Source organism: Acinetobacter sp. ANC 3813 (genome assembly GCF_002135435.1).
Classification (GTDB): Bacteria; Pseudomonadota; Gammaproteobacteria; order Pseudomonadales; family Moraxellaceae; genus Acinetobacter.
The window spans coordinates 133,336-146,693 of the sequence record NZ_NEGK01000003.1; the positions used below are offsets into that span (position 1 = coordinate 133,336).

Consider the following 13,358-nt stretch of genomic DNA (forward strand, 5'->3'; position numbering starts at 1 on the left):
GTTTTTAAATTAAATATTGATACAGCGCTGGCTTAGATGCCCATGCACATATATTTAATTTCCATATAGTCTTCAATGCCGTATTTTGAACCTTCACGGCCTGAGCCTGATTCTTTAATCCCGCCAAATGGCGCGACTTCAGTCGAAATTAGACCTTCATTAATGCCCACCATGCCGTATTCCAGGGCTTCGCCGACTTTCCATGCGCGGCTCAGGCTCTCGGTATAAATATACGAAGCTAAACCAAATTCTGTGTCATTCGCCATCTGAATCGCTTCAGCATCTGTGCTGAACTTAAATACAGGTGCAAGCGGCGCAAAGGTTTCATCTTTAGCTACCAGCATGTCCTGAGTTACCCCTGACAATACCGTTGGTTCAAAGAACGTATGGCCCAAGGCATGGCGTTTTCCGCCAGCAACAATTTTCGCGCCTTTGCCAACTGCATCTGCAATGTGCTCTTCAATTTTTTCCACTGATTTTTCATTGATCAGCGGGCCTTGTTCTGCACCTTGCTCAAAAGCAGGTGCAACTTTCAGTTTGTTCACTTCTGCAACCAGCTTTTCAAGGAAGACATCATGAATGCTTTCATGCGCCAGAATACGGTTGGTGCAGACACAAGTTTGACCTGAGTTACGGAATTTAGATGCAATTGCACCTTGTACAGCTTTGTCTAAATCTGCATCTTCAAACACGATAAACGGTGCGTTGCCGCCCAGTTCCATGCTGACTTTTTTCATAGTTGAAGAACATTGTTCCATCAACAATTTACCGACACCCGTAGAACCAGTGAAAGAGACTTTTTTCACTGCTGGATGCGTTGTCAATACACCGCCAATTTCACGTGAACTGCCTGTTACAACGTTCACTACACCTTTTGGAATACCCGCCTGTTCTGCCAAAGCCACCAACGCCAATGCAGACAGTGGTGTTTCAGATGCAGGTTTAATAATCACCGTACAGCCAGCTGCCAATGCAGGGCCAACTTTACGGGTTATCATGGCATTTGGAAAATTCCACGGCGTAATGGCAGCAACCACACCCACTGGCTGTTTAATCACAACCAAACGGCGGCCTTGTTTATCATGTGGAATCACATCGCCATAAGTACGTTTTGCTTCTTCGGCAAACCATTCAATAAAGCTTGCGCCATACAGAATCTCACCGCGGCTTTCGGTAATCGGCTTGCCTTGTTCTGTACTTAAAATAACAGCCAAATCTTCTTGGTTTTCCACAATCAGATTGAACCAAGTACGCAACAATGCTGAGCGATCTTTCGCGGTTTTTTGTTTCCAGCCTTCCAGCGCAGCTTCTGCAGCTTGTACAGCCTGCTCAACCTGCGCAGCAGATACGCTTGGCACACGGCCAATAATTTCATCTGTTGCTGGGTTGGTGACAGGCAAACTTTTACCGTCATCTGCATCCAGCCATTGGCCATTAATATAAACTTGCTGTTTGAGCAATTCAGAATTTTTGAGCTGCATCTATGTTCTCCTTAATAGACGCTTGGCGCAGCGCTGCTTTGTGGCGCTGACCCGTCTTTAAATTTTGCCAACAGCTGATTCATGGATTTCATGAGCAAACTGGTGTCTACGCCTACAGCAACAAATTCAGTTCCTAGCGCTAAGTATTGTTTTGCCAGCTTTTCATCAGCCGACAATATTCCTGCTGCTTTGCCAGACGCACGGATCTTCTCAATGCTGGAAATAATAATCTCCTGCACATCTGGATGACCCGGATTGCCGCGATGGCCAAGCGCCGCCGATAAATCTGCGGGGCCAATAAATACACCATCAACACCATCTACTTGTAAAATTGCGTCTAGATTTTCCAAGCCTTTTTTGGACTCGATCTGCACAATGACACAGATTTGCTCATCGGCATCGTTCAAATAGGTTGTTAAATTGTTCCAGCGTGACGCACGCGCCAAGGCAGAACCCACACCGCGAATACCTTCTGGCGGATAGCGGGTTGCACTCACCATCAACTCTGCTTGTTCTGCAGACTCGACCATTGGAATGAGCAGTGTTTGCGCACCAATATCCAGCAGCTGCTTAATCAATCCTACATCACCTGTTACAGGGCGGACAACCGCTTGGCTCTTATAAGCCGCAATTGACTGCAATTGATGCAAAATTGTGCGCAAATCGTTTGGCGCGTGCTCACCGTCAATCAGCAGCCAGTCAAAATTCGCATTGGCTGCGATTTCCGCCGCATAGCCATCTGCCATGCCTAACCACATACCAATCTGCTGCTGTGTTTTCAGTTTTTGCTTAAAGTAGTTGGTTGTATCTAACATTGCCCTTTCTCCTTAAACAAAACGGAACGCGATTGAACCCAGCTGATCATAATCAACATGGAAAGTATCGCCAGGACGGGCTGCTACTGGACGCGTGAACGAACCGCCCAAAATCACTTGGCCTGCTTTTAAAGTCACACCATGCGGGTGCAATTTATTGGCTAACCATGCCACACCTTTTACAGGGTTGTTGAGTACTGCAGCCGATACACCTGATTCTTCAATCACACCATTGCGGTACAGGATTGCAGAAATTTTACGAAGGTCGAGGTCATGCGGTTTGATCGGACGCCCGCCTAATACAATGCCTGCATTGGCAGCATTGTCTGAAATAGTGTCAAATACTTTGCGGGTAATGCCCGTTTCAGGGTCTGTGTTATGCAGACGCGCATCAATGATTTCAATCGCTGGGATAATATAATCCGTTGCATCAAGCACATCGAATATTGTGCAGTTTGGACCCGTGAGGTCTTTACCTAAAATAAACGCAAGCTCGACTTCTACACGCGGCACAATAAAGCGGTCGAATGGAATGTCTGAACCCTCTTCAAACTGCATATCATCCAACAGCGCGCCATAGTCTGGTTCAGTAATATTTGAAGAGACTTGCATAGCGCGTGAAGTTAAGCCAATTTTATGACCAATCAGCTTACGGCCTTCGGCAATTTTATGCGCTACCCATTCTTTCTGAATGGCATAGGCATCTTCAATGGTAATTTCTGGGTACTGCAGCGAAAACTGACGCATTTGCGTACGGGTTTTCTCTCCTTGGTCTAACTCTAACGCGAGAGCTTTAATTTTTTCTTGATCTAGCATATGTATAAATCCGCTTATTTCTGTGCATTTAAGAATTGATGGATATTGTTGGATTTGTAATTCAATACCGGATCAAGTTCTGTCATTTCAAAAGACACCGCCAGCAGACGCTTATCTTTCAAAGGCTTAAAATGTGCATCTATCAAAGCAAATAGCTCTTCTGCAACACGCTGCCGTGTTTCCAAATCACGCCCTGCCCCAACTTTTAAGGTCATATGAATAAAGGCATAATCATGCTTGGCATCGGCAATCACATAGTCATCCATGCGGATGGCACGGCTGCGGATACCGCCTAAAGGAAATACACCTGTTGCGCCCAAAAAGGTATTTACCTTAGTAAAGAAGTCCTGAAAGTCGATGTCATCCTTAATATTGGCGCTGTATTCAGCAATGAAATGAGGCATGATCTGAACTCCTAATTATTCCACTGGGAAAATCGCGTTGATTTGACCTGTGCCTGAACTTGGGAAAGCTGGCGTCACAATTTCAACTGGCTTGCTGTAGCTGTCCCAACCCAAGAGGCCCAATAGCATTGCTGTGTCGTGCATACCGCCTTCGCCATAGCAGTACTCAGCATATTCAGGCAGCATCTCTGTGAATTCTTTCCACTCTGCGCGCTCCCACATGCCGACCACGTGCTTATCGACCTGACGGTCCCACTCACGTGTATATGAGTCCATACCGCGGTGCGCTTCACGATCCCAAATGAAGCGATGCGACAATGAACCGCTAGCAAACACAGCAACCGTACCGTCGTATTTTTCAATCGCGTTTAATAAGCCTTCACCAAATTTACGGCTGTCCTGCAGTTCATGCGATGTTAAGAACGCAGATACAGAAACCACTTTAAATTTTTTGTCTTGGTTCATATAACGCATTGGAACCAATGTGCCATATTCAAGATGTAAGCTTTCGATGTTATGCGCTTGAACACGGATACCCGTTTTGGCAATTTCCTCTTGCATCAATTGACCGAATTCAGGGTTTCCGTCGTAATCAAATTCCATGTTTTTAATGAAGTGCGGCAGTTCATTACTGGTATATACGCCTTCAAAATGCGCGCCGCAGTTAATATGAAATGCGCTGTTGACTAGCCAATGGCTGTCAAAAACCACAATGGTATCTACACCCAATTCACGGCAGCGGCGGCCAATTTCAATGTGACCGTCAATTGCAGCCTGACGGCAGCCATTTTGCGGACCCGGCAGTTCAGATAAATACATCGATGGCACATGCGTAATTTTTGCAGCTAAAGCGAGCTTACCCATATTCTTTCTTCCTGAAATTTTAAAATTCTTTATTCATTTCCCGAAGGGAGCGTTTACACGCCCCACTTTGGAATATGGTGTGAACCCATTGAGATACATACGTTTTTCAGCTCAGTGAACACTTCTAAGCTGTACTCACCGCCTTCACGGCCTGTACCAGAACCTTTAATGCCGCCAAATGGCTGACGTAAGTCACGCACGTTTTGACTGTTAATGAACACCATGCCTGCTTCAATGCCAGCAGCAATACGGTGCGCCTTACCAATATCCTGCGTCCAGATGTAAGATGCTAGGCCATATTCAGTGTCATTTGCCAAACGAAGCGCTTCAACTTCATCTTTGAACTTGATCAAACATACCACTGGGCCAAAGATTTCTTCTTGGGCAATACGCATACGGTTATCGACATCAGCGAATACAGTTGGCTGAACGAAGTGACCATTTTTCAAATGATCCGCTAGACCTGCTGGACGCTCTAAACCGCCTGCAACCAAGTTTGCGCCTTCTTCCATACCAATTTTGATATAGCCAGTAACTTTGTCGTAATGCGCTTTGGTGATCATTGAGCCAACTTGCGTGTTTGGATCTTGCGGATCGCCAACCAAGATGTTTTTCGCACGGCGCGCAAATTCTTTTACGAACTCATCATATACAGACTCTTGAATGAAGATACGGCTGCCTGCAGTACAACGTTCGCCGTTTAAAGAGAAGATTGTGAATAATGCAGCATCCAATGCACGGTCAAGGTCAGCATCTTCAAAAATCACCACTGGAGACTTGCCGCCTAACTCCATTGAATATTTTTTCAAGCCTGCGCCAGCCATGATTTTACGGCCTGTCGCTGTACCGCCTGTGAATGAAATCGCACGTACATCAGGGTGTTTTACAAGTGCATCGCCTGCATTTGCGCCATAGCCTTGAACAACGTTAAATACGCCTTCAGGAATACCCGCTTCTAGCGCTAAACGGCCCAGCTCATTTGCTGTTAATGGCGAAAGCTCAGACATTTTAAGTACAGCAGTATTACCCAATGCTAAACATGGTGCAGTTTTCCACGTTGCCGTCATAAACGGTACGTTCCAAGGAGAAACCAAACCACATACACCTACAGGCTGGTGCAGTGTGTAGTTCAGCATTTGGTCATCTACTGGATAAGTATGACCATTTAGACGTGTACATACTTCAGCGAAGAAGTTGAAGTTATGCGAAGCACGTGGAATCAGAACATTTTTGGTTTGATGGATTGGTAAACCTGTGTCTAAAGTTTCCAGTTCTGCAATTTTTGCAACGTTTTGGTCAATCAAGTCGCCCAAATTACGCATTAAACGTGCACGCTCTTTGGCTGGTGTTTTTGCCCAGCCCGGCGCTGCGCGTTTTGCTGCCGCAACAGCTAAATCAATTTCTCCCTGACCGCCGCTTGCCACTTCACCAATCGCTTGGTTAGTTGCTGGGTTGTAGTTGGTAAATGTTTCTTTGCTTTCGACTTCTTTGCCGTCAATCCAATGCTTAATCATGCTGTTAATCCTTTAACTTAAACTGTTTGAAAAAATTCTGATTCTGAGATGATGAAGTTACGTAATTTGCCTACGCCTTCAATTTCCACAATCACTTCATCTCCCGGCACCACATCAGACAAACCTTCTGGTGTACCCGTCGCGATCATGTCGCCTGGCTGTAAAGTCATAAATGATGAGATGTATTCCACAAGGAATGGCACATCAAAAATCATGTCTGAAGTCGTGCCTTCTTGGCGCAGTTCACCATTGACCCAAGTTTTCAGCACCAAATTATTTGGCGATGGCACCAATGATTTATCAATGATATATGGGCCAACTGGCGTGGTTGAATGACGGTTTTTTACACGTAAGTTCGGACGGTAGTAGTTTTCTAAGAAGTCGCGGATCGCATAATCATTGCACAGTGTGTAACCTGCAACGTAATCCAGAGCATCTTCACGTTTCACGTTTTTCGCTGTTTTACCAATCACGGCAACCAGCTCACACTCATAGTGCATATAGTCCACATTGTCAGGACGCCAAGTATTTTCATTATGGCCTGTATAAGTATTTGGCGCTTTAATGAAGATGAGCGGTTCTTTTGGCGGTTCAAAAGCCAATTCACGCGCATGGTCTGCATAGTTCAAACCTAAAGCGAACATGGTGCCCTGTGCTGGCGGCAGCCATTCTACATCTTGTTCATTGAGTACTTGGCCATTCGGAAGAGTCACTTGAAGCTGATCATTCACTTCAACATTGAAAATTTCACCATTATGGCGGATGCGTGCAGTTTTCATTAATTAGTTCCCTTCTTCCTGAATTGTATTTGTCACTGAGCCAAGCTGATCAATTTCAACACGGACTTCATCACCTGCTTGCAGATCTACACGGCCATATGGGGTACCTGTCAGAATAATGTCACCTTCATTCAAAGGCATATATTCTGAAATTTCTTCAATAATTTGCGCAGGTGTACGAATCCAATTGGCTGTTGTTCCTTCTTGTTTCAGTTCACCGTTAACAAAAACACGCAACGTCAAGTTATTCAGATCTGTAACTGCATCTGCAGCCACAGGTGTACCTAATACACAAAAACCGTCTTGGCATTTCGCCTTAATTGCAGGACGATAGTAACTATCTTCTGGTAAGCTCAATTCATTCACTGCCACAAAACCTGCTACATGCAACAAAGCATCATTTTCCGAAACGCGGCTGGTACTTTTGCCGATCACGATGCCAAGTGCTGGGCCTGCTTGTAAAATGTCATCTTTTTTCTTAATGACCAAATTGCCAGACGCATTGCGTGTATTGGGTGTTTTAATAAACAAAACTGGCTTCTTCGGCTCATTCACATAAGGCTTTTCATTAAACTGAGCTTGAAGTTTTTCGTATAAGCATTTGTAATTCAATGCGATACCAAAAATATTCCCATCCATGCTGATCTTTTTCAACTCACTCATTTGAGACTCTCTATCTATGATCTGATCAATTATTGACTAGACATTTTGCAAATTAGTTAATATATTAACTTTATAATTAACATATTAACTTTTTTCAAGTACTTTTTACAGGTAAAGTTAAAAAATTATACTTTTCATGGACTAGAAGGTATGAATCACATGCAGATTCCAAACATCAAATTAGGTGAAGTTTACGATCAGCGCTATATGGATTCGGAAATTCATTATGATGCGCAAGGCAAACTGGCTGACTTCTTTGGCGTGAACATGCCCGCGCACCGTCATGACGGTTTCTTTCAAATTCATTTCTTTACCAAAGGCTCGATCCGCATCTTTTTGGATGATGTGAAATATGTCTGTAAAGCGCCTGTGTGCTTTTTGACACCGCCATCCGTTGCGCATTCCTTTATTACCGATCCGATGTGTGAAGGACATGTGCTCACTGTGCAGCAAAATTTGGTCTGGCCTTTATTGCAGGTCGATTTAAAAGTGCAGAATATTGTTCCGCTGTGCATTTCACTCGATGGCTTAAAGAATAAAAACACCGAAGACCTGATGCAGCTGGAACATTACTTTGATGATTTGCAGCGAGAGTTCCAGTCCAACAAGCCGCATCGGCAAACGTCTTTAAGAAATCTGGTGACCTTAATTTTTATTCAAATGATCCGTCTTGGTGATGTTACGGCGCCGCGCATTAACAGCTGCAGCGGTGATCTCGCAACGTTCAGATCGTTCAATGAATTAATAGAAAATCACTTTTTAGAACATTGGCCGCTGCATGAATATGCCCAGGCACTGAATGTGACCGAAACCCGTTTAAATGACATTTGCCGGCGTGTAGCGGATATTTCTTCAAAGAAACTGATATTTGACCGTCAAATGCAGGAGGCCAAACGCTTGCTGATTTTTTCGGATTCAACCATCAACACCGTGTGCTATCAGCTGGGCTTTAAAGACCCCGCTTATTTCAGCCGCTTTTTTACCCGTCATGCAGGCGTCCGCCCATCTGACTACCGCAGTACCCATATGAATACGGTCAGAATGTAATGTCTAAAATAGAGAATGCAGTTCCTAAATCCATCATTGTTTTACTCAGCGCTTTGGTGGCTTTTGGGCCTTTGTCCATCGACATGTATTTGCCGAGCCTGCCTTTAATTGCTCAGGATTTGCAGACGCAAGTCAGTGAAGTACAGCAAACCATTACGTTATTCTTAATCGGCTTCAGTGCCGGCATGCTGGTCTACGGCCCGCTGTCAGACCGGTTTGGACGCAAAATGCTGCTGCTGATTGGTATGGTGATTTATATTTTAGCGACACTGGGCTGTGTCTTCTCCAGCCAAATTGAACAACTGCAGCTGTTCCGTCTACTGCAAGCCATTGGCGGCGCTAGTGCCTCTGTCTTATCTAGAGCCTTAGTGCGTGATTTATTCAGCAATGCAGAAATCCCTAAAATTCTGTCGCTGATGCATATCATCACTATTATGGCAACGCTGGCTGCCCCAGTATTGGGTGCGATGATCGCAGAGCATTTTAGCTGGAACGCTATTTTTATCTTCTTATTCATCTATGCGCTGCTGTGCTTGATTTGGAGCAAAATTGCCATTCATGCGCCGCCCAGCACGCATATACCGGCAGGTATCCTCAGCAACTACAAAACTGTATTGAGCCACCGCTATGCTTGGGGTTTAATGCTCAGCAACAGTTTTTCTTTTGGCGGCATGTTTGCCTACATTACCGCTTCTTCTTTTGTCTTTATTCAGCATTATGGCTTTAGCCCAACCCAATATGGCTATCTGTTTGCTTTTAATTTATTTTCAGTTTTAGTGTTTACCAGCATCAACACCCGCGCACTAAAATATTTTTCTTCTCTAAAACTGCTGAAGATTATGGCCTGCATATCCTGCATGTCTGGACTGTATCTAGCCTTGATTGGCTGTTTAGACTTAAGGTCGCCTATTTGGCTCATCATTGGACTGGCTTGTTTTGTCGGTGTGACCGGATCTATCGGCGCAAACTCAATGGCCAATTTATTGCGGATTTTACCGCAGCAAGCAGGTACAGCGTCTGGACTTTCTGTCTCCATGCAGTTTGGCATGGGCGCAATCATGAGTTATGTGGTCAGCCTATTATTTTCCAGCTACGGCGCTGCATCTATGAATGCGGTGATTGGCATCAGCGCCAGCCTGTGCTTAATCAGCCTGCTGCTGACCAAAGGCATGCATGAAAGCTGATGATTTTTATCTCAATGAATCTCTCAAAATAAAAAAGAGCGGTCATCCGCTCTTTTTTATTCGTTCAATATTACTGGGTTTTAGACCATGCGCCATAACTGACATTGGGCAGTACAATAAAGCGCTCACCAAATTGTTCTTTATTGCTTTTAACTGCTTCTGCACGTTCTTGAGGCGTCTGCTGATTGCTGAAGGCAGCTGAAAAATCATGCAGCGTATCGCCAAGCAGCATCACAACATTGTAGTCCGCACTGACCGTTTGACGGCGCTGCTCTTTAGGCGTGCCATATAATAAAATCTGCTGGCTGTGCACTTGCGGCAAATTCAGCTGTTTCATGGCGCGTATAGTCGATGCCCGGAATTTTTCGGAGCGGTCCGAAACATAGAAAATTTTTACCCCATGCCGGTCGGCATAGTTTAAAAAATCCAAGCTGCCTTCGATGGCTTGCGGCTGTCCAGATTTTTCCCACGCATCCCAAGACTTCCAGTTGGTATAGTCTTCACAGCGTTTTAAATCCTGCACAAAAACATCTGTATTATCTAAAACAGTTTCATCTAAATCGGTCACAATCGCCAAGTTTTTAGCATTCGGATGTTCCTGCAAAATTTCTTTTAAACGATGTGTTGCTACATTAAAAGCCTGCAGTTGCAAAGCCTGTACTTCTGCAGAACGGTTTTGAAATTTCAGGCTCATACCATATTGCTGTACAGCTGCACAATTCGGATATTCTTTAGCCTGAAGATTTGCAGCACCTAAAACAGCGAGCATCGCCAGCATTAAATTCAGGAAATTTTTTTTCACGTTCATAATCAAACTCATCTCTTGGCAGCACACGGAATTGCCTTTGCAATGACTTGCCGCATCTCATTCAATCACTGAAACGTTTTAATGATGTCATTACAATGTCACCTCATTTTGGCGCTGCGCGTTCCATTGCTGTTTCCACATACGCCAGCCATTCAATGCCAGCAAAATAAAGAGGAAATATAAGAACGCAGTCAAATTCAGTGATTTATACAAATACATCAGCACATAAATGGCATCTAAAATGCACCACATGGCCCAGCTTTCAATATATTTTTTGGCTGCCCAATAACTGGCCACCAAGCTGAATGATGCCAGCATTGAATCCAGCCAAGGCAAAGAGGCTTTGGTGTAAACAGAAAACAGCAGGCCTAAAAACAAGCCGCCTGCTGCACCAATTACAATGCTTTTTACCATCATTGGTCTATGCATATAGCCAGCAAGCAAAGGCCGATCTGCAGAAGCTTTCGACCAGCTGTACCAGCCGTAGATTTGCATAATGACAAACACCCCTTGCAAAGCGGCATCGGCAAATAAATGCACTTGGTAAAACAAAATCATATAGAGAATCACCGCAACAATATTGACCAGCCAGCAAATGCGGTACTGCTTAGAGGTAAGCCAGACCCCCAAAACATTTAAAATAAAAGCAGCGATTTCTAAATGTGTCATATGTCCTACCTATTTAGAAATCCAGCTTTAAAGCAAGATTGGCTGTACGCGGCGCGCCAAGGAACATGTAGCCATCACCATCCGACTCGCCTACATCGCGCCAATATTTTTTATTGAACAGGTTGTCTACATTTAAGCGTAGTTCTGCATCGGTTTTATTCCATTTAAAGGTATAGGCTGCACCTGCATCAAATACACTATATCCGCCTACTTTGGCAGTGGCTTCACGGTTGGCAAATTTACTTGAGCTATAGCGTCCGCCTGCCATCAGTTTTAGCCCTTCAACTTGCGGCAGATCATAAGTCATGAAACTGGCAGCGCGGAATTTCGGCGCATTTTGCATTTGATGGCCTGCATATACAGCATTAGACACATCTTCCAAACGTGTACGGCTATATGCCATTGTCGTATTCATACTTAAACGCGGAGTGATATTGCCTGATACACCCAACTCCATACCGCGGCTATGCTGCTCGCCTTCTGCAATGAAATAATATTCATCCACAGCTGGTGAATAAACTGTATATTGATTGTCCTGACGCAAATCAAATAGCGCTGCAGTCAATAAAAACTGATTAATTTGCTGTTTGTAGCCCAACTCATATTGTTCAGATTGAATAGGCGCCAAAATATCATCGCCATTTTCTGCATACCATGCGGCAGAACGGCCATCAGATAAACCTTTGGCATAAGAGGCATATAGGGTGATATCGTCGGTTGGGCTATAGCTCAGCGCTAGCTGCGGCAAGAATTTATCTAAATTGGTGTCACGGGTTTGAATGCTGAGTTCGTTATATCCTTGTTCGTCCAAATGAATCCATTTTCCGCCTAATAACGCTGACCATTGCTTTCCAAATTCTATTCGATCCGAAATAGTTAAAGCAATTTGTGAACTATCTAGCGCTTTGTAGCGTGCGCCAACTGCTTCAGTTGCTGGTGGTAAATCAACTGTATCATTATAAATATTACCAACTATTCCAGTTCTGTCACTTAAATTGATGTTTAGACTATCGTTACGCTTACGCGACTTATCCGTTTGCGCCAGCTCAAGATTTACATGATGCAAAGTATTAGCCAATGACCATTGCCCTTGCAACTGTGCTTTTAACTGGCGAGTGACATAGGTATCGTCTGGGTTTTGATAATCATAAATATCGTAATTGCCGTTGGCATCAAAGCCATTGCCTAGGCCGCTATATTGACAGACACTGCTGTAACAGCCCCATGCAAATGTGGAGTAGTCATCAATTTTTACTCGGCTGTAGGCGCCAATTAAATCAGCCGTCCAAAGATCATTCAAATCATAGCTGTATTTTAAACTGCTGTTAATGCTATCCATAGTGACTGGCTTACCCCAGCTCTGGTAGGCCAATAAGCGGTCTGCTTGCACATTTTGCGGCACTTTGCCATCTAAAAGCTGATAGCCAGGCACTGAGCGCTGCTGCTGGCGCTGCGATTCAAAATCAAACTGCAATGCGGACTTGTCTGTGATATTCCAGTCCAGCGCCGCAGAACCCATGTAGCGCTTGCCGCCCACATGATCGACATAGCTGTTGATCTGCTCGCCGACCAAATTCACGCGGTAACCGAACTGTTGTTCATTGCCAGTAAAACCACCCAAATCGGTTGTGACAGAAAACTGCCCATATTCATCTAAGTTAAAACTGACCGACTTTACATCTGCTGGGCGCTTGGACACATAATTCACTACACCGCCTGGCGTAGACATGCCGCTTTGAATGGCTGAAATGCCTTTCAGAATTTCTACCCGCTCTTTATTTTCTAAAGACAGATTTTGCTCACCGCGCACCACATTGCCATTCAGCAGGTAGCTGGAACCTAAATCCAGCGCAAAGCCGCGTGAAACAAAGTTTGAGTAATAGCCAATCGGCGCATAGCTGTCTCCAACCGAAGCATCATTTTTTACGACATCCGCCAAGATCCGTGCATGCTGATCTTCAATCATATCCGCATTCAACACACTGATGGATGCCGGCGCTTTTTTTAATTCTTGAGTGCCAAAGCCTTCCAATGCCACAGTTTTTTTATCTACAGCATCCGCTTGCGGCGCTGTAACGACAATCGTCTCTAAAGTTTTAATTGCATCTGCTGCAAACACAGCAGGCGCAATACAAAGCTGTGACAGAACCGCAGCTTTGACTGCCAATACCAATGAATTTTGCTTAAATTGAAGCTTCATGTTTAACCTTTCCGTTTTCCCTAAAGCGCGGTGCATCAATCTGCAAGCTGCAGTCGTGATAGCTTGGCGTTGAAATCAATAAACTTTGAAATTGAAAAATTAATGCAGGCTATC

13 protein-coding genes are annotated in these 13,358 nt (G+C 44.4%); 2 read left to right on the plus strand and 11 right to left on the minus strand.

The window, feature by feature from the left end:
- Positions 1 to 32: 32 nt before the first annotated feature.
- The 8 genes from B9T34_RS05550 to B9T34_RS05585 are packed head-to-tail and all read right to left on the minus strand — an operon-like array spanning position 33 to position 7,336.
- Complete coding sequence (locus tag B9T34_RS05550) at positions 33 to 1,481, minus strand: NAD-dependent succinate-semialdehyde dehydrogenase (protein ID WP_086212178.1); 1,449 nt, start codon at positions 1,479 to 1,481, stop codon at positions 33 to 35.
- Positions 1,482 to 1,492: 11 nt separating this feature from the next.
- A complete protein-coding gene (gene hpaI / locus B9T34_RS05555; protein WP_086212179.1) occupies positions 1,493 to 2,296 on the minus strand; it encodes a 4-hydroxy-2-oxoheptanedioate aldolase in 804 nt (267 codons plus the stop codon).
- A 12-nt stretch (positions 2,297 to 2,308) separates the two neighbouring features.
- On the minus strand, positions 2,309 to 3,112 hold the full coding sequence (gene hpaH / locus B9T34_RS05560; protein ID WP_086212180.1) for a 2-oxo-hept-4-ene-1,7-dioate hydratase: 804 nt from the start codon (positions 3,110 to 3,112) through the stop codon (positions 2,309 to 2,311).
- Between the two features lie 14 nt (positions 3,113 to 3,126).
- A complete protein-coding gene (locus B9T34_RS05565) occupies positions 3,127 to 3,516 on the minus strand; it encodes a 5-carboxymethyl-2-hydroxymuconate Delta-isomerase (RefSeq protein WP_086212181.1) in 390 nt (129 codons plus the stop codon).
- Positions 3,517 to 3,531: 15 nt separating this feature from the next.
- Positions 3,532 to 4,380: a 3,4-dihydroxyphenylacetate 2,3-dioxygenase gene (gene hpaD, locus B9T34_RS05570; RefSeq protein ID WP_005010821.1), complete on the minus strand. Its 849-nt coding sequence runs from the start codon at positions 4,378 to 4,380 to the stop codon at positions 3,532 to 3,534.
- A 53-nt stretch (positions 4,381 to 4,433) separates the two neighbouring features.
- Positions 4,434 to 5,894, minus strand: coding sequence for a 5-carboxymethyl-2-hydroxymuconate semialdehyde dehydrogenase (hpaE, locus tag B9T34_RS05575; protein ID WP_086212182.1), 1,461 nt, complete (start codon positions 5,892 to 5,894; stop codon positions 4,434 to 4,436).
- 17 nt (positions 5,895 to 5,911) lie between these two features.
- The gene (locus B9T34_RS05580) at positions 5,912 to 6,673 is read right to left on the minus strand and encodes a fumarylacetoacetate hydrolase family protein (RefSeq protein ID WP_086212183.1); all 762 of its coding nucleotides are present in this window, start codon (positions 6,671 to 6,673) and stop codon (positions 5,912 to 5,914) included.
- A 3-nt stretch (positions 6,674 to 6,676) separates the two neighbouring features.
- Positions 6,677 to 7,336 (minus strand): fumarylacetoacetate hydrolase family protein, encoded by a 660-nt coding sequence (locus B9T34_RS05585; protein WP_086212184.1) that lies wholly within the window; start codon positions 7,334 to 7,336, stop codon positions 6,677 to 6,679.
- Between the two features lie 150 nt (positions 7,337 to 7,486).
- Between B9T34_RS05585 and hpaA the strand changes: the two genes are divergently transcribed.
- Both hpaA and B9T34_RS05595 read left to right on the plus strand, forming a co-directional pair.
- Positions 7,487 to 8,383: a 4-hydroxyphenylacetate catabolism regulatory protein HpaA gene (gene hpaA, locus B9T34_RS05590; protein ID WP_086212185.1), complete on the plus strand. Its 897-nt coding sequence runs from the start codon at positions 7,487 to 7,489 to the stop codon at positions 8,381 to 8,383.
- A complete protein-coding gene (locus tag B9T34_RS05595; RefSeq protein WP_086212186.1) occupies positions 8,383 to 9,567 on the plus strand; it encodes a multidrug effflux MFS transporter in 1,185 nt (394 codons plus the stop codon). Before hpaA ends, B9T34_RS05595 begins: the two co-directional genes overlap by 1 nt.
- Before the next feature lie 70 nt (positions 9,568 to 9,637).
- On the opposite strand, the gene B9T34_RS05600 is transcribed toward B9T34_RS05595, so the two are convergent.
- From B9T34_RS05600 to B9T34_RS05610, 3 genes are all read right to left on the minus strand, one after another.
- A complete protein-coding gene (locus B9T34_RS05600) occupies positions 9,638 to 10,375 on the minus strand; it encodes a 5'-nucleotidase, lipoprotein e(P4) family (RefSeq protein WP_086212435.1) in 738 nt (245 codons plus the stop codon).
- 90 nt (positions 10,376 to 10,465) lie between these two features.
- Complete coding sequence (gene pnuC / locus B9T34_RS05605; RefSeq protein WP_086212187.1) at positions 10,466 to 11,044, minus strand: nicotinamide riboside transporter PnuC; 579 nt, start codon at positions 11,042 to 11,044, stop codon at positions 10,466 to 10,468.
- 13 nt (positions 11,045 to 11,057) lie between these two features.
- Entirely contained in the window at positions 11,058 to 13,244 is a 2,187-nt protein-coding gene (locus B9T34_RS05610) for a TonB-dependent siderophore receptor (RefSeq protein ID WP_086212436.1), read from the minus strand.
- Positions 13,245 to 13,358 lie beyond the last annotated feature (114 nt).